Below are 16,987 nucleotides of genomic sequence, written 5' to 3'. Positions count from 1 at the left end.
ATCCTCCCCGTTTTTTGTCATTCGTATTACCCGCTCAATAGCCAACGCAGGTTCTGTTATGCAGTTCGAGTCACCCATAGTTCGCCGCGTGTCACGCCAGATCATGGTGGGCAATGTGCCGGTCGGTGGCGGTGCCCCCATCTCCGTGCAGAGCATGACCAACACCGAAACCTGCGATGTGGCCGCCACCGTGGACCAGATCCAGCGGCTGGAGAAGGCCGGTGCGGATATCGTGCGGGTTTCCGTGCCCTCCATGGATGCCGCCGAGGCCTTCGGCGAGATCAAGAAGCTGGTAAACGTGCCGCTGGTGGCGGACATCCACTTTGACTACCGCATCGCGCTGCGGGTCGCGGACCTGGGTGTGGACTGCCTGCGTATCAATCCGGGCAACATCGGCCGCGAACACCGCATCCGCGCGGTGGTGGACAAGGCGCGGGATCTGAATATTCCGATCCGTATCGGCGTCAACGCCGGTTCCCTGGAAAAGGATCTGCAGAAGAAATACGGCGAGCCCACCCCGGACGCGCTGGTGGAATCCGCCCTGCGCCACGTGGACATCCTCGACAGCCTGGATTTCCAGAACTTCAAGGTAAGCGTGAAGGCCTCCGACATCTTCATGGCCACTGCCGCTTACCGCAAACTCGCCGCCCAGATCGATCAGCCGCTGCACCTCGGCATCACCGAGGCCGGCGGCCTGCGCGCGGGTACGGTGAAATCCGCCATCGGCCTCGGCGCGCTACTGCTGGACGGCATTGGCGATACCCTGCGGGTATCCCTGGCGGCCGATCCGGTGGAAGAAGTGAAGGTCGGCTGGGATCTGCTGAAAAGCCTGCGCCTGCGCACCAAGGGCATCAACTTTATTGCCTGCCCCAGCTGCTCGCGCCAGAACTTCGACGTGGTGAAAACCATGAACGAGCTGGAGACCCGCCTGGAAGATATCACCACGCCGCTGGATGTTGCGGTGATCGGTTGTATCGTCAACGGCCCGGGTGAAGCGAAAGAGGCGGATATCGGCCTCGCCGGCGGCACCCCGAGCCACGCGATCTATGTCGATGGCCAGCCGGACCGCAAATTCAAGAACGACAACCTGGTGGATGACCTGGAAAAACTGATCCGCGAAAAGGCGGCGGCCAAGGCGGCCCAGGAAGCGAGCATCATCGCCCGCGAAACCACCGAGTAATTTAGATATCCCGTCATCCCGGACTTGATCCGGGATCCAGCCTCGGAACTGGAAACCGGCCTGCGCCGGTATGACGATTGCAAAACGTTAAGGACTACCGTTGAAAGAACTTCGCGCCATCCGCGGCATGAACGACCTGCAGCCCACCCAATCGCCGGTGTGGCAGTACGTGGAAAGTACCCTGAGCGAGCTGTTTGCCCGCTACGGCTACAGCGAGATCCGCACCCCGATCCTGGAAGCGACGCAGCTGTTTGCCCGCGCCGTGGGCGAGGCCACCGACATCGTCGAGAAGGAAATGTACACCTTCGATGACAAGGGCGGCGACAGCGTTACCCTGCGCCCGGAAGGCACCGCCGGCACCGTGCGCGCCGCGATCCAGAACGGCCTGCTGATCCAGCCCCAGCGTCTGTGGTACTTCGGCCCCATGTTCCGTTACGAGCGCCCGCAGAAGGGCCGCCTGCGCCAGTTCCACCAGTTTGGGGTGGAAGTGTTCGGCATCGAAGGTCCGGATATCGACGCCGAGATCCTGATGATGACCGCGCGCCTGTGGAAGCAGCTGGGCGTGGCGGGTCACGTCTCCCTGCAGCTTAATTCCCTCGGCAACAGCGAGAGCCGCGCCGCGTTCCGCGACGCGCTGGTGGAATACCTGTCTGCGCGCAAGGACCAACTGGACGAAGACAGCCAGCGTCGCCTCGACAAGAACCCGCTGCGGATTCTCGACAGTAAAAACCAGGATACCCAGGCGCTGCTGGCGGATGCCCCCTGCCTGCTGGACTTCCTCGACGACGAATCCCGTGCGCATTTCTACCAGCTGCGCGCCTTCCTCGACGCCGCCGGCGTGGCCTACGAGGTCAATCCGCGCCTGGTGCGCGGCCTCGATTACTACGGCAAGACCGTGTTCGAGTGGGTTACCGACAGCCTCGGCGCCCAGGGTACCGTGTGTGCCGGCGGCCGTTACGATGGTCTTGTTGAGCAGATGGGCGGCAAGCCCACCCCGGCAGTGGGCTTCGGCCTCGGTGTCGAGCGCCTGGTGCTGTTGTTGGAAACCCTCCAGGTGCTTCCCGACACCCTGGACCAGCAGATAGACGCCTATCTGGTGGCGGTAGGTGATGTACAATCCGCAGCCCTGGCGGCGGCGGAGAGGCTTCGCACCGAGTTGCCGTGGCTGCGGCTGCAGACCCACTGCGGTGGTGGCAGCTTCAAGAGCCAGATGAAAAAGGCCGACAAGAGCAATGCGGAGTACGCGTTGATCATTGGCGAAGACGAAGCGGCAGCGGGGCAGGTCACCGTTAAATCCCTGCGCGCGGATGCCGAGCAGCAGACCGTCGCGCTGGCAGATCTGCCGAAGCTTCTGCAGGCCTGATGCAAATAATTACCCTATTTAGACGTTCAAAATAAGGCGAATAAGAAATGGCTGACCATTTAACCGAAGAAGAACAGATCGAATCGATCAAGCGCTGGTGGAAAGAAAACGGCACCGGCATCGTCACCGGTGTGGTGCTGGCGCTGGCAGCCTACTTTGGCTATCAGTGGTGGCAGGGCAAGCAGCGCGCGGAAGCGGAAGCGGCCTCCGATGTTTACCAGGGTTTTGTGGAAGCGGTGAGCGCAAACAATGGCCAGCCTGACAACAAACAGCTGACCACCGCCCAGTCCCTGGCGCGCGAACTGAAAGACGATTTTGCCAATCGCATTTATGCCTCCCAGGCTGCCCTGCAGCTGGCGGCACTGGCGGTCGAGAAAAATGACTTGGAAGAAGCGTCCAAGCAACTGCAGTGGGCGCTGGATAACACTGGCGATGATGCACTGAAGTATTTGGCCAAGCGCCGTCTGGCGGCGGTGAAGGCCGCTCGCGGTGAAACCAATGAGGCGCTGAAACTGCTGGAGGGCGATGTGCCCGCCGCCTTCACTGCACTGTTCGCGGAAACCCGCGGTGACATCCTGGTACAGCAGGGCGATAACGACGCAGCTCGTGCCGCGTATATCCAGGCCCGCGCAGCAATGCTGCCGGAGCAGGCTGCAAGCACCCGTCTGCTCGACCTGAAGATCGAGAGTCTGGGTGGCGCCGCTGAAGTAACCAATGAAACTCAGGAAGAGCAGCCGGTGTCAGAGTCTGACTCAGACTCTGAGACAAATAAGGCAACCGAAGCAGACATGGAGAAGGATGCGCAATGATCGGCACTCACAAGGCGCTTAACCGGATAATTGCCGTGGCCATGGCCGCGGTACTCGGAGCCTGTGCTTCCAACGATGAGAAGGAAGACACAGATCCCGTTGAACTGACGGAAATTCACGAGAGCGTCCGGCTGCGTGAAGTGTGGTCGAACAATATCGGCGATATTGACGCCCTGCGTTACGCGATGCTGAAACCCGGCATCATCGACGGCAAGGTGATCGCCGCCAACAGCGACGGCGACGTCTACGCGTTTGACCGCGCTACCGGCAAACGGGTGTGGCGCACGGATATCGACCAGTCCATCAGTGGCGGCGTTGGGGTCGGCATCGGCCTGGCGGTAGTCGCGGATTACCGCGGTCGTGTGGTGGCGCTTGATCTGAACGATGGCAGCCAGCGCTGGGCCACCCAGCTGAGCGGCGAGGTGGTTTCCACTCCTGCGGTGGGTTCCGGTGTAGTGGTGGTGCAGACCGTCGACGGCAAACTGCTGGGACTGGATGCCAGCACCGGTGAACAGCGCTGGCGTCACAACACCGCGCTGCCGGTACTGACCCTGCGCGGCACTGCCAGCCCGGTGATTTCCGCCGGTGTGGTCTTCGCCGGCCTCGACAACGGCAAGCTGGTTGCGCTCAGCGCCAGCGATGGCCTTGAGCGCTGGGAACAGCGTGTAGCCATTCCCCAGGGTTCCGCGGAACTCGAGCGGGTAGTGGATATCGACGGCGCGCCGCTGGTGCGCGGTGAACTGGTGTTTGCTGCCAGCTATCAGGGCCGCGTGGTTGCGCTGTCCCGTGAAGATGGCCGCGGCCTGTGGGCGCGCGACGCGTCAACCAACCACAGCGTGACCGTAGGCGCCGGCCAGGTATTCCTGAGCGGCGCCGACGGCAGCGTCCACGCCTACAATGTGGGTAATGGGCAGATCCAGTGGAGCAACAATGAACTGTTGCGCCGCGAGCTGAGTGGCCCGGCCTACTTCGGTGATGTGGTGGTGGTTGGCGACCTGGACGGTTACCTCCACGCGCTGGACCCGAACACCGGTCACTTTGTGGGCCGTACCCGGATCGACCGCGACCCGGTGCGTATTCCGCTGCTGGCGGATGGCGACCTGCTGTTTGCGCTGTCTGACGACGGCGAACTGGTCGCACTGCGCCTGGAGCGCTAACACTACGTCATCCCGGCGCATGCCGGTATCCAGTGTCCGGCTTCGAAGCTGGATCCCGGGTCGCTGTGTCATGCCGGACTAGATCCGGTACCGGGATGACGTAATTAAAACCGAACTGGTTTTAAACCATCGCCCGCATTCCGCGGGCGTTTGTATTTCTGGCGAAAGGCCAGTTTTTGAGTATTTTCGAGTATGTTGCCTGTAATCGCCCTGGTCGGGCGCCCCAATGTGGGCAAATCCACCCTGTTTAACCGCCTCACCAAAACCCGCGACGCGCTGGTGGCCAACTACGCGGGCCTCACCCGCGACCGCAAATACGGCGAAGCGGAGTTTGAAGGCCGCAAAATGATCCTCGTCGATACCGGTGGTATCAGTGGCGGGGAAGAGGGCATCGACGCAGCCATGGCCCAGCAATCCATGCAGGCCATCGAAGAGGCGGACTATGTCCTGTTCATGGTGGACTGTCGCGCGGGCCTTACCCCGGCGGATCAAATGATCGCCGAGCGCCTGCGCGTGCGCTCCAAGCCCACCATCCTCGTCGCCAACAAGGTGGATGGGGTTAATCCGGATATTGCGCTGTCGCCGTTTTATGAACTCGGCATCGGCGAACTCTTCCCCACCACCGCCACCCACGGTCGCGGCGTGCGTACCCTGATGGAGCGCCTGATCGAAGGCCTGCCGGCACCGGAGGAAGAGGAAGAACAGGAAGAAGCCAAGGGTATCAAGATCGGTATCGTCGGCCGCCCCAACGTGGGCAAGTCCACCCTGGTGAACCGCCTGCTCGGTGAAGACCGCGTGGTGGTCTTCGACCAGCCCGGTACCACCCGCGACAGTGTGTACATCAACTACACCCGCGACGACAAGCCGTACACCATCATCGATACCGCGGGCATTCGCCGCCGCAAGAACGTCAAGGAATCGGTGGAAAAATTCTCCATCGTCAAAACCCTGCAGGCGGTGGAAGATTCCAACGTAGTGGTATTGGTGATCGACGCCAGTGAAGGCCTCGTCGACCAGGACCTGCACCTGATGGGCAGCGTGATCCAGGCCGGCCGCGCGCTGGTGGTTGCGCTGAACAAATGGGACGGGCTCGACCAGGACCACCGCGACTTCATCAAGATCGAACTGGAGCGCCGCCTGCGCTTTGTGGACTTTGCGGATATCCACTTTATCTCCGCACTGCACGGCACCGGCGTCGGCAACCTGTACCAGTCCATCGAGGCTGCGTATCAGTCGGCGACAGACAAGCTCTCCACCAACCACCTCACGCGGATTCTGCAGTGGGCGGTCAGTGAGCACCAACCACCGCTGGTCAACGGCAACCGCATCAAACTGCGCTACGCCCACGCCGGCGGCAAGAACCCACCGATCATCGTCATCCACGGCAACCAGACCGACGAAGTGCCGGGCCACTATGTGCGCTACCTGGAAAAAACCTTCCGCCAGGCACTGGAGCTGCACGGTACCCCGGTGAAGATCGAATTTCGCACCGGTAAAAACCCCTATGAGGGCAAGAAAAACAAACTCACCGAGCGCCAGAAAGCCCGCAAGCGCCGCCTGATGAAGTTTGTGAAAAAGAAAAAGTAGGCAACGGATTTGCGCAGGGCGGTGCAATACCCGTGAAGTAAAGGCGATCAATATCACGCACGGCTAGACTTCTTGCACTGCGAAATTTGAAGCGAAGGTGCCGATAGCCGGTGGTCTCTTGCGAGGCCGTCTGCGGCCTGGACGGCCGCAGCCGAGCCCCCATGGATGGGTAAAGGGGGGGCGCCTAGCCCGTGTCTTGCAAGAGACCACCGGCTAGCGGTACCGCCACGGAAATTGCTGGTAACGATAAGGACAGAACTATGCTGAACCTCAATAGCCCCGACCTGCTGCGCAAACAGTCCTACATAGACGGCGAGTGGGTGGATGCCGACAACGGCAACACCCTCGACGTTACCAACCCCGCCACCGGCGAAGTCATCGCCACCATTGCAAGCTGCGGCGCCACTGAGACCCGCCGCGCCATTGAGTCCGCAGACAAAGCCTGGCCCGCCTGGCGCGATCGCACCGTAAAGGAACGCGCGAAAATCCTGCGGGACTGGTACAACCTCATCATCGACAACGTCGACGACCTTGCTGCCATCCTCACTGCAGAACAGGGCAAACCCCTCAGTGAGGCCAAAACCGAAATCGTCTACGGCGCCAACTATCTCGAGTGGTTTGCGGAAGAAGCCAAGCGTGCCTACGGCGACGTGATTGCACCGCCTTCCAAAGACAAACGCCTTGTGGTCATCAAGCAGCCTGTGGGCGTCACCGCCTCCATCACGCCGTGGAATTTCCCCAGCGCCATGATCGCGCGCAAGGTCGCCCCGGCACTGGCCGCCGGCTGCACCTTCATCTCCAAACCCGCGTCGGAAACCCCGCTCTCCGCTCTGGCCATGGCTGTGTTGGCGGAAAAGGCCGGTGTGCCCAAGGGCGTATTCAACGTGGTGGTGGGCAAAAGCTCGCGGGAAATCGGCACCGAGATGACCACCAACCCGCTGGTACGTAAATTCACCTTCACCGGCTCCACCGCAGTGGGCAAACAGCTGCAGGCCCAGTGTGCCGGCACGGTAAAGAAAACTTCCATGGAACTCGGCGGCAACGCGCCGTTTATCGTGTTCGACGATGCGGACATCGACGCGGCCGTAAAAGGTGCCATCATCTGCAAATACCGCAATGCCGGTCAGACCTGTGTGTGTGCCAACCGCATCCTGGTGCAGGCGGGCGTCTTTGAGGAGTTCTCGCAAAAATTCACCGCCGCGGTAAAAGCGCTGAAAGTCGGCAACGGTTTTGATGCGGGCACCGAAGTCGGCCCCATGATCAATACCGGCGCAGTCGCCGATGTAAAAGCACTGGTGGAAGATGCGATGGGCAAGGGCGCCAAAGCATTGAGCGAGGGCGGCCCCAGCGACCTTGGTGAGTGCTTCTTTACCCCCACGGTACTGGCAGACGTAAACGACACTATGCGCCTGTTCAAGGAAGAGATCTTTGGTCCGGTGGCACCCCTGTTCAAATTCGACACCGAGGAAGAAGCCATCCGCATGGCCAACGATACCGAATTCGGCCTCGCCTCCTATTTCTATGCCCGCGATATCGGCCGTATCTGGCGGGTGGCGGAAGGGCTGGAATACGGCATGGTAGGTATCAACGAGGGCATCATCTCCAACGAGATGGCACCCTTTGGCGGCATCAAGGAATCCGGCAGCGGCCGCGAGGGTTCCAAGTACGGCATCGACGACTACCTGGAAATCAAATATCTGTGCATGGGTGGCATCTAACTGCAGTCGTCATGCCGGCGTATGCCGGCATCCAGTAAACTGGCACAGAGCCATCCGTTAACCCCGCAACTGGATCCCGGGTCAAGCCCGGGATGACGCATAGATGACCATAGTTCCCATCGCCATCACCCACTCCTGCTTCAAGGAGAAATTCGGCATCCCCCGCCAGCCCTTGCTGGCGGATGCCAGTCGCGCATCCATCGAGCTGCTGCCGCCGTTCAATGACCCGGAAGCGGTGGTGGGCCTGGAGCAACACAGCCACCTGTGGCTCACCTGGGTATTTCACGAAGTGGCCGGCCAGTGGTCCGCCAAAGTGCGTCCCCCACGCCTTGGCGGCAATAAAAAACTCGGCGTCTTCGCCACCCGCTCGCCGTTTCGTCCCAACAATATCGGCCTGTCGGTGGTGCGCCTGATCGAAGTGCGCACGACCCCCAAGGTGGAACTGATCGTCGCCGGCGCCGACCTGCTCGACGGCACACCGATCCTCGATATCAAACCCTACATTCCCTACGCGGATGCGGTGGCCGGGGCCCGCAGCGAACTCGCCGAAGCTGCACCGGAATCCATCGCGGTAAACATCCCAGGAGAAATCCTGCAGCGCGCGCAAAACTACCGCGACGACTGGGGCACCGACCTGCCGGCACTTATCCAACAGGTACTGGCCCAGGACCCCAAGCCCGCCTACCAGCAACCGGACCCGGAGCGGATTTACGGTATGGCACTGTGCGGTTTCAACCTGCAGTGGCGCTATGTAAACGGCGAGATCGAGGTGATGGGCCTGCAGTTGCTGAATGGCGAGGTGGTAGGGTGAAGTGGCTGTGGTCGCTGGCGAAATTTTTGCTGCTCGCCGCCGTGGTCGTCAGTGCCGTGTCCTGGTACCACAGCCGCAATATGCCGAAGGGAGCAGCTCCAGAACTGGCGGCGACGGATATCAGCGGCCAGCCGCTAAACCTGCAGGCCATGGCCGCAGGCGGCCCGGTACTGATCTACTTCTGGGCCACCTGGTGCGGCTACTGCCGCGCGGTTTCCCCCGCGGTATCCGAGCTGTCCGAACAGCACCTGATCATCACCATCGCCCTGCAATCGGGCAGTGCGGAGGAAGTGGCCGCTTACCAGCAAAAGCACCAGCTGAAATTCCGCACCATCAACGACCCCACCGGCGCACTTAGTAATAGCTGGGGTTTGCGGGTAACACCGACCATGGCCATTGTGGACCGCGAGGGCAGGATAAGCTCGGTGACCTCTGGTATGACGTCAAAGTGGGGGCTGAAGGCCCGCTTGTGGCTGGCAAATTAACTCCCTAAGTCCGTCATACCGGCGAACGCCGGTATCCAGCATCGAAGCCCGGATGAAGCAATGCGCAATCCGGGATTCTCAATGCCGAGTCTTGGAAGGATCCAGATCGTCACTCAACACATCGTCATACACCGGCTGCCCCGGAATCTTGTGCCCTTCACTGGCCCACTCCCCCAGGTCAATCAACTTGCAGCGCTCGCTGCAGAACGGGCGGTGCGGATATTTGTCACTCCACTCGATGGGTTTCTTGCAGGTAGGGCAGTTGACGGTCGGGAGGTCGGAGTTGGATTCGTCGGACATGGGGATAACAACAATCAGGTTTGCGTAGCCAGCTGAACATACTTCGCGTGAAGTACATCCACCTTTGCATTAAGGGATTCAAGCGAGCCGCTATTATCCAGAATATCGTCCGCCTTTGCACACCGCGCCGCTCGCGCTAATTGCGCGGCCATGATCTTGCGGATCTGCTCCAGGGTGTTGCTATCCCGCGCACTGGCCCGCGCCAGCTGCATCGCCTCCGGCAGATCGACCACACAGACTCGCTGAACCAGTTCTGACTGGCCGGACTCGATCAGCAGCGGAGACTCGAGAATCGAATAGGGGGCAGGGTGTGTCTTCGGGCTGGCCGCCAGCGAGGTAACGATTTCTTCACGGATCAGTGGGTGCGTCAGCTGCTCCAGCCAACGCCGCTCCGTGGGATCATCGAATACCAGCTTGCGCAGCGCCGCGCGGTCGAGCGAGCCATCCGCCTGGATCACGGTGGGGCCAAAGTGCTCCGCAATGGCGGCCAACGCCGGCCGCCCGGGCTCAACCACCACCCGTGCCGCCCGGTCCGCATCCACCACGTTCACCCCGTGAGACCGAAAACGCGCGGCAGCAGCAGACTTGCCACTGCCGATACCGCCTGTCAGCCCCACGATAAACACGGTATCAGGCACCCAGGCCGGAGATGCGGAAGTACCAGCCCACAATCTGCTCGCCCCACAGCATGGAGATCCATGCCGCACCGGCCAGATAGGGCCCAAAAGCGATCGGGAGGTTCTTGTCGCGCCCGGAGATTAACGTCCACGTAATACCCACCAAGGCACCAACGGCTGCAGACAGCGGAATCACCAGCAGCACCGACTGCCAGCCAAACCAAGCGCCGATCGCCGCCAGAATCTTGAAATCCCCCGCGCCCATGCCTTCCTTGCCGGTCACCAGCTTGAACAGGTGGAACACCGCCCACAGGGACAGGTAGCCGACAATTGCCCCTATCACCGCATCCTTCAGTGGAACAAACACACCCCAGATATTGATCAATAGCCCCGCCCACAACAGCGGCAGGGTGATATTGTCTGGCAGCAGCTGCTTGTCGAAATCAATCCCCGTCAGCGCCACCAGTGCCCAGGTAAAAAACACCCCCGCCAGCGCTTGCCAGGTAAAGCCCAGCTGCCACACAACTACCGCCGTCAGAATCCCCGTAACCAGCTCCACAAGCGGGTAGCGCTTGGAAATCGGCGTACCACAGTGGCCGCATTGGCCGCGCAACAGCAGGTAACTGATGATGGGGATGTTTTCCCACGGTTTGATCACCTTTTCGCACTTGGGGCAGTGGGAGTGGGGCAACACCAAATTGTAAGTTTCGGAAAGCTGCTTCTGCTCCTCCAAGGAGGGCGTCTTTTCAAAATAGCTGTAGAAATCCCGCTGGTATTCCCGCTCCATCATGATAGGGAGGCGGTGAATGACCACGTTGAGGAAGCTGCCGATTAGCAGGCCTAAAACAAAAGCGCTGCATAAAAGCAGCGCTGGGTGAGAAGAAAAATGTTCAAGCATTGTATTGTCTGGCTTTTATACCACGTTGCCGAGCTGGAAGATGGGGAGGTACATGGCAATCATCAGTCCGCCAACGAGAACCCCCAAAACCGCCATAATCATGGGTTCCAGTAATGTAGTCAGGTTATCGACCATGTTGTCTACAGCCTCCTCGTAGAAGTCTGCGGCTTTAGCGAGCATTTCGTCCAGCGCACCGGATTCCTCACCGATAGCTGCCATCTGTACAAGCATGGAAGGGTAGAGGCCGGAGCTGCGCATGGCGCCGTTCAATGGGATACCGGTAGCTACTGCGTCGCGGATTCTCAATGTGGCCTGTTCATAAACCACATTGCCGGTAGCGCCAGCGACAGATTTGAGTGCATCGATTAGTGGTACACCTGCAGCAAAAGTTGTAGAGAGGGTGCGTGCATAGCGCGCGGCGATGGAGTTGTAGGTGATCTGCCCGAGAATCGGAAGCTTAAGCATCAATTTGTCGAAAAAATTGGCTACCTTTTTATTGCGTTTTTTGACTTCTAGTGTGCCGCCGATACCAACAACTAAAGCGAGGAGTGCGAAAAACCAGTTGGCCTGCATCCATTCGGAAATACTCAATACGAATAGGGTAAAGGCGGGAAGATCTGCGCCGAAACTCGAGAAGGTTTCCGCAAATTGGGGCACTACTTTTACCAACAAGATAGCGGTTACAACAACAGCGACTACTACTACCGCAATTGGATAAGTCATGGCCTTCTTGATCTTGGCCTTGAGTGACTCGGTTTTTTCCTTGTAAGTAGCGATCCGATCCAACATGGTTTCCAATGCACCGGATTGTTCACCGGATGCCACCAAGTTACAGAATAGATCGTCAAAGTAGAGCGGGTGCCTGCGCAGAGCATCGGCGAAAGCAGTACCTGATGCGACATCATCGCGAACCTTGAAAATCAGATCTTTCAATCCGGCGTTGTCCAGGCCGTCGGCCACGATCTCAAAGCTCTGTACCAGCGGCACCCCTGCTCTCATCATAGTGGCCATCTGCCGCGTAAAAACCGCGATATCGCCGGGTTTGATTTTTTTCTTGCCACCAAAAAGCGGTTTGGGCTTTTTCTGTACCTTGTTGGCAATTATGCCCTGGCGGCGCAATTGAGCCTTGATTAGAGTAGGGTTTGTTCCGGTGACTTCACCTTCTACCCGGTTGCCTTTGGCATCCACACCCTTGAATACATAAGCAGTTGCGACGGCGGCATTTGCCATGGTGTTATTCCCGAATTCTTATCTGTCTGAATATGGCTGCATTGGTACCTGAAAGCAGGTACTTCTGGAAAATTCCGTTAGTCTTTTGTTACCCGGTTGGCTTCTTCCAAGCTGGTAACGCCCATCACCACCTTGCGAAGGGCCGATATACGCAGGTTATTGAAGCCTTCTTTCTTGGCTTGGTCAGCAATCTGAATGGAATTACCGCCCTCCATTATAATGCGCGAAATTCCGTCAGTGATGCGAACCACTTCATACACACCAACGCGGCCTTTGTAGCCTTTGGAGCAATGTTCACAACCCACCGGCTGGTATATCTTCCATTCAGATTTGGGGATGGTGACGGTATCGAAACCTTCCTCTTTCAATATTTCTTCCGGCAGATCTGCAGGCTTTTTACATTCACCGCACAGTCGTCGGGCCAGACGCTGGGCAATAATCACACTGACAGAAGTCGCGATATTGAAGGTGGGTACCCCCATGTTCATCAAGCGAGTGAGCGTTTCGGGCGCTGAGTTTGTGTGTAGCGTAGACAGCACCAAGTGCCCGGTTTGCGCCGCCTTGATCGCGATTTCTGCGGTTTCAAGGTCCCGGATCTCCCCCACCATAACGATATCCGGGTCTTGCCGCAGGAAGGAGCGCAGGGCCTCCGCAAAGTTCAGCCCCACCTTATTGGAAACGTTGACCTGGTTGACACCCTCTAGGTTGATCTCCACTGGATCTTCCGCAGTGGAAATATTGCGCTCCGGAGTATTGAGAATATTCAGGCCGGTATAAAGGGATACTGTTTTACCGGAACCCGTAGGCCCAGTGACCAGAATCATACCCTGGGGTTGTGCCAGGGCATCCATATAGATCTTTTTCTGGAATTCCTCATAACCCAAGGCGTCGATGCCCAGTTTGGCAGAGGAGGGGTCCAGAATCCGCAGTACGATCTTCTCCCCCCAGAGAGTAGGCAAGCTGTTTACCCGGAAGTCGATGGCTTTTGTCTTGGACAGCTTCATCTTGATCCGGCCATCCTGTGGCACACGGCGCTCGGAAATATCCATCTTGGACATCACTTTTAGGCGCGCGGAGATACGGGTGGCCAGCTGAATCGGCGGGCGGGCTACCTCGTGCAGAATGCCGTCGGTACGCAACCGCACCCGATAAATTTTCTCGTAGGGTTCGAAGTGAATATCCGAAGCGCCAGTTCTGATGGCGTCCAATAGTACCTTGTTCACAAAACGGACAACCGGGGCTTCATCTCCGCCCGGTTCATTGTCGTCCTCGCGGCGGGTATCCCCAGACTCTACATCCAGGCTGTCTAAATCTTCGTCATCCAGTCCTTCAAGGCCACCACCTACATCGCTGTTGTTCAGGTAGTTTTCAATGGCCTTCGCCAGCTTGTCCGCTTCCACCAGCACCGCGTCGGTATTGAGGCCGGTATTGAAATTGATCTCATCCAGCCCCGCCAGATTGGTGGGATCTGCTACCGCTACAAACAGCCGATTGCCACGTCTATATAGCGGAAGAGCGAAATGCTTTGTGATCAGTTTTTCATCAACTATACCTTTGGGTAGCAGGTCAAAATTGTAACTAGAAAGATCAAACAGGGGGGTGCCAAAGGCCACCGAGGCAATATTGGCGAGCTCACGGCTTTTGATCAACTTAGCTTCTACTACATGTTGAGCAAAGCTGTGTCCCTCACGCTTGGCAGCTTTGATGGCGGATTGGGCTGTTGCCTCATCGAAGGCTTTATCTTGAACCAGCCGTTTGGCCAGGCCACTGAGAGGGGAGCTGCTCATGGAGTTCGTTGTTACCGTGCCCAGTTGAATTTAACTTTTTTGTTTAAGTCCCGACCTTAAGTAGCCGGCAGAACTATAAAAATCGGTGCCACCAGCAAGGTAGTCAATATAGCGAATATATTTGTACCCGCCAATATTCCCAATAAAGGCGATGTAATGCTGTGAACAGGGGGAAATCTGGTTAACAGATTGTTTAGGTGGCTAGAAAGAGGGGGCTTGGAGGCAAATTACTCCGACTGCTGCCCTACATAAGGATGTCATTTTGATTGAGGTGTGCACTTTCTGACAATTTGTGTCAGTCACCTGGTGGTTTGATCGATAAATGGTCACTATGATCTAAAATTGTTCACGTCTGGTATGACTTTCCTCTCAAACTGCAACAAGTGGAAACTTTTCACACTTGCGCGATTTGCCTCATTACGAGTATCGTAAATCCCGATTTCCTCACGGGATTCATCCAAAAACAACAGTCTGTATGGAGACGGTTACAATGAAAAAGCAACAGGGCTTTACTCTTATTGAATTGATGATCGTGGTTGCGATCATCGGTATTCTGGCGGCGGTTGCGCTGCCGGCGTATCAGGATTACACAATTCGCGCAAAAATGTCTGAGGTCGTACTGGCTGCGAGCCAGTGTCGCACCACTATTACTGAGGTATATCAGTCCGGTGATGCCAGCGCTGCGCCTGGGGCCGATAACTGGGGCTGTGAAGTGTCGGGCACTGCACCTACGAAGTATGTCGCAGCTGTTACAACCTCTGCAGATGGCAAGGTTACCGTTACTACACAGGGCTTCGGTGATACTGCGATCGACGGCAAGACCGTTGAGCTCACCCCTGTTAATAGCGCCGGTAACGCGATTACTGTTAGCATGATGCCTGAGCAGATTTTCAACTGGAAGTGTGGCCCGGGTGTAACTAACCCAGTTCCTTCGAAGTACCTGCCGGGATCTTGCCGCTCCTGATCAAGTAGCGAAGTAGTTTTAAGGGCGGCCCCTTTGGGCCGCCTTTTTTATTTATGGATTCGGGTATGGCTTTAGTAAGCAGATATTCCTTTGCTCTTTCTTTTCTGATTGCGCTGTGTGGCTGGCTGATTAGCGATCATTATTACCCATGGACTTCCTTCTACCATGATTATCTGATTGCTTGTGCCTTATTGGTTTTTTTCCTTGGGGTAGTGTTCTGGGAAAAGGGTAGCCTCGAGGCTCCGGCTCCAGTTGTGGTTATCCTGTTGCTGGCAATAGTGCCCTTGATGCAGGGGCTTTTCGGTCAAGTCTTTTTTCTGTCTGATGCTTGGTTGGCTTCATTATATTTAATTGGGGGGGCTGTCGCGCTAAGCATAGGGTTTTCCATCGCAAAAGTTCGTTTGCTCAATGTGGCGGTAGCTCTGTCCTGTTTATTTATCTTGGGTGGTATTCTCAGTGCGGGTATATCACTGCATCAGTGGTTGGGACTGGAAACACTTGGTATATGGGCTCTACCTGGAACGCAGGGGGGGCGAGTTGTTGCCAATCTGAGTCAGCCCAATAACTTGTCGACATTCCTTTCGCTTTCCTTTGTTTGCAGCTTCTATTTGTGGAACAGGAAGCTAATTTCTGTTGCTGGGTTTACTGGCGTTACCGTATTTCTTCTTATGGGCATTGTGTTGACACAGTCCAGAACCGCATGGGTCATTTATGGCCTCATCGCATTCTGGGTATTGGTTCGACCGATCTGCTTTACGTCCCGGTGGCGCGCCGTTGTATTTATTATTTTTATTCCTGTCTGCTACCTTTTACTGTTTGTCTTGCTTCGGGAAATTCTTGCTCTGTTGTTGATAGGTGGGGAGTTTAGGGTGATGTCCCTAGACTCTAACGCCCGACTGGATATCTGGCAGCAGCTGTTTTTGGCGCTGTTTGAAATGCCTTTGTGGGGGTATGGATGGGGGCAGGTAGGGGTCGCACAAACTGTTGTGGCTGGGGGGGAGACGCTTCATGCCCCCATGACTTTACATGCGCATAATTTGTTTCTAGACCTGCTGCTCTGGAATGGGTGGGTCATCGGTACAGCGACGATTGGCCTGGTGATTTATTGGGGGGCGAGTCGCGCCTATAAAGTTCAGGATGCGGAGAGTTTCCTGGGGATGGCTGCAGTGGGCTGTCTATTTGTGCATAGCATGTTAGAGTTTCCAGCAGAGTACGCTTATTTGCTGCTGCCGGTCTGTGTTTTTGCAGGACTTGTAGAGGCGCAGATGTCCGGTTGGTCAGTTCGCGTTTCCCGTATCCTGACGGTGCCTTTGATTGTAGTTATGGCTGTTTTCCTGGGCTGGATAGGGACGGAGTATCAGCGCGTTGAGATGGGTTACAGGCAAATTCGTTTCGAAGGAAAAAAAATCGCTTTGCCTGTCTCACAAGAGGTGGTTTCAGGCTCGGTACTGTTTGACCAGTTGGGCGCCTTTTTGTGGTTTTCGCGACAAAAAAATCCCAGTACTGTAAGTGATAGAACCGTTGAGAGAATGTCGGCCGTTGCGGCGCGTTATCCGTACCCCGGGGTAATCGTTAATTATGCCGAGGCTCTCGTCTATCAGGGGAATTACACTGAGGCAAATCGACAATTGCGTGTGCTCCAACGGACGCAGTCGTCCGATATATATTGCCAAGTGGTCGATTTTTTTGCCGGTAAGGCTGAAAATGAACCCGCATTTTCCGAGTTGGTGGTAGTAAAATTCGAGTCTGAAATATGTGATAAAAATATGGTTCGAGTTGAATCGGTTGGCGCATAAATTTTGAAATCATACATCCTTGATTTATATCGTAAAGACAGATCAGTGTGGTAGGGAAGCTCAGGGTCCGGTCGTAGCGTAAGGGGTAGTCCCATATCCCGGTGGGAAATTTTTTAGCGAAACATTTTTGCCATTTTTTCGATATTCTTCGACGTATTAACACGTCGACGCTTTTGGTGTGCGGATATGGAAGTGAGGGAAATCTGTTTCTATCTTTGGATGTGTACTTGTGATTGTTGGTTGCTTGGAGATTGCAGCGCATAGATGAAGTATCAATCACTAGGA

At 56.8% G+C, this 16,987-nt stretch carries 15 protein-coding genes; 10 read left to right on the top strand and 5 right to left on the bottom strand.

Translation table 11 applies throughout. The annotated features are described in order from the left end of the window. Positions 1-58: 58 nt before the first annotated feature. The 8 genes from ispG to R5R33_RS04520 all read left to right on the top strand — a co-directional run bounded on the left by ispG (position 59) and on the right by R5R33_RS04520 (position 9,110). Positions 59-1,180 (top strand): flavodoxin-dependent (E)-4-hydroxy-3-methylbut-2-enyl-diphosphate synthase, encoded by a 1,122-nt coding sequence (ispG, locus tag R5R33_RS04555; RefSeq protein WP_318954862.1) that lies wholly within the window; start codon positions 59-61, stop codon positions 1,178-1,180. A gap of 100 nt (positions 1,181-1,280) precedes the next feature. Next, positions 1,281-2,543, top strand: a complete 1,263-nt coding sequence (gene hisS / locus R5R33_RS04550; RefSeq protein ID WP_318954861.1) for a histidine--tRNA ligase — start codon at positions 1,281-1,283, stop codon at positions 2,541-2,543. 47 nt (positions 2,544-2,590) lie between these two features. Next, positions 2,591-3,352 (top strand): YfgM family protein, encoded by a 762-nt coding sequence (locus R5R33_RS04545; protein WP_318954860.1) that lies wholly within the window; start codon positions 2,591-2,593, stop codon positions 3,350-3,352. Then, complete coding sequence (bamB, locus tag R5R33_RS04540; RefSeq protein WP_318954859.1) at positions 3,349-4,509, top strand: outer membrane protein assembly factor BamB; 1,161 nt, start codon at positions 3,349-3,351, stop codon at positions 4,507-4,509. The genes R5R33_RS04545 and bamB overlap by 4 nt, the downstream gene beginning before the upstream one ends. Positions 4,510-4,701: 192 nt before the next feature. Then, entirely contained in the window at positions 4,702-6,096 is a 1,395-nt protein-coding gene (der, locus tag R5R33_RS04535) for a ribosome biogenesis GTPase Der (protein WP_318954858.1), read from the top strand. A 260-nt stretch (positions 6,097-6,356) separates the two neighbouring features. Then, entirely contained in the window at positions 6,357-7,814 is a 1,458-nt protein-coding gene (locus R5R33_RS04530; protein WP_318954857.1) for an NAD-dependent succinate-semialdehyde dehydrogenase, read from the top strand. Positions 7,815-7,917: 103 nt separating this feature from the next. Beyond that, complete coding sequence (tsaA, locus tag R5R33_RS04525; protein ID WP_318954856.1) at positions 7,918-8,625, top strand: tRNA (N6-threonylcarbamoyladenosine(37)-N6)-methyltransferase TrmO; 708 nt, start codon at positions 7,918-7,920, stop codon at positions 8,623-8,625. Continuing rightward, positions 8,622-9,110 carry a protein disulfide oxidoreductase gene (locus R5R33_RS04520; RefSeq protein ID WP_318954855.1) on the top strand — a complete coding sequence of 163 codons (489 nt, stop codon included), beginning with the start codon at positions 8,622-8,624 and terminating at the stop codon, positions 9,108-9,110. Before tsaA ends, R5R33_RS04520 begins: the two co-directional genes overlap by 4 nt. Positions 9,111-9,188: 78 nt before the next feature. Here R5R33_RS04520 and yacG read toward each other — a convergent pair whose 3' ends face one another. From yacG to pilB, 5 genes are all read right to left on the bottom strand, one after another. After that, on the bottom strand, positions 9,189-9,410 hold the full coding sequence (gene yacG / locus R5R33_RS04515; RefSeq protein WP_318954854.1) for a DNA gyrase inhibitor YacG: 222 nt from the start codon (positions 9,408-9,410) through the stop codon (positions 9,189-9,191). A 14-nt stretch (positions 9,411-9,424) separates the two neighbouring features. Continuing rightward, on the bottom strand, positions 9,425-10,027 hold the full coding sequence (gene coaE / locus R5R33_RS04510) for a dephospho-CoA kinase (RefSeq protein WP_318954853.1): 603 nt from the start codon (positions 10,025-10,027) through the stop codon (positions 9,425-9,427). A gap of 13 nt (positions 10,028-10,040) precedes the next feature. Continuing rightward, positions 10,041-10,925, bottom strand: coding sequence for a prepilin peptidase (locus tag R5R33_RS04505; protein ID WP_318954852.1), 885 nt, complete (start codon positions 10,923-10,925; stop codon positions 10,041-10,043). 15 nt (positions 10,926-10,940) lie between these two features. After that, positions 10,941-12,155, bottom strand: coding sequence for a type II secretion system F family protein (locus R5R33_RS04500; protein WP_318954851.1), 1,215 nt, complete (start codon positions 12,153-12,155; stop codon positions 10,941-10,943). Between the two features lie 77 nt (positions 12,156-12,232). Continuing rightward, positions 12,233-13,942 carry a type IV-A pilus assembly ATPase PilB gene (gene pilB, locus R5R33_RS04495; protein ID WP_318954850.1) on the bottom strand — a complete coding sequence of 570 codons (1,710 nt, stop codon included), beginning with the start codon at positions 13,940-13,942 and terminating at the stop codon, positions 12,233-12,235. 490 nt (positions 13,943-14,432) lie between these two features. On the opposite strand from pilB, the gene R5R33_RS04490 reads away from it, so the two are divergent. Both R5R33_RS04490 and R5R33_RS04485 read left to right on the top strand, forming a co-directional pair. Continuing rightward, positions 14,433-14,906, top strand: a complete 474-nt coding sequence (locus tag R5R33_RS04490) for a pilin (RefSeq protein WP_318954849.1) — start codon at positions 14,433-14,435, stop codon at positions 14,904-14,906. Positions 14,907-14,971: 65 nt separating this feature from the next. Continuing rightward, complete coding sequence (locus R5R33_RS04485; protein ID WP_318954848.1) at positions 14,972-16,702, top strand: PglL family O-oligosaccharyltransferase; 1,731 nt, start codon at positions 14,972-14,974, stop codon at positions 16,700-16,702. Positions 16,703-16,987 lie beyond the last annotated feature (285 nt).

It is taken from the genome of Microbulbifer pacificus, assembly GCF_033723955.1.
GTDB classification, from domain to species: domain Bacteria; phylum Pseudomonadota; class Gammaproteobacteria; order Pseudomonadales; family Cellvibrionaceae; genus Microbulbifer; species Microbulbifer pacificus.
The sequence above is the reverse complement of the archived record's forward strand: the minus strand, read 5'-3'. Positions and strand labels throughout refer to the sequence as shown.